Raw genomic sequence first — 259 nt, 5'->3', positions numbered from 1 at the left:
TCCCGTGTACGTTCCAGCTGCAGTATTTGCTGGAATGGAAATATTAATCGGACTTGCTGGTAAAGCCGCATTTGAAACTGGTAAAAAGGTATTTGTCGGACTGGCGTTCCACGTAATGCTGTAAGTAGTTGGCGAATTTGCAACTCCACTATAGGGCAATGTGGTGCTTTGCGAATTTGAGCTTGTACAAACCGCAGTAGTAGAACCTAATGCTATTGTCGGCAAAGGATTTACGGTAACAGTAAAATTGTTTGATGTT

The 259-nt window shown here is 42.5% G+C and carries 1 protein-coding gene; it reads right to left on the bottom strand.

Annotation, left to right across the window (positions count from 1 at the left end):
* On the bottom strand, positions 1 to 259 hold a 259-nt coding region (locus DMB71_RS00065; RefSeq protein ID WP_162614721.1), incomplete at both ends, for a hypothetical protein.

It is taken from the genome of Flavobacterium tistrianum, from assembly GCF_003254545.1.
Lineage (GTDB): Bacteria > Bacteroidota > Bacteroidia > Flavobacteriales > Flavobacteriaceae > Flavobacterium > Flavobacterium tistrianum.
This window is presented reverse-complemented; position numbering and strand designations above follow the sequence as displayed.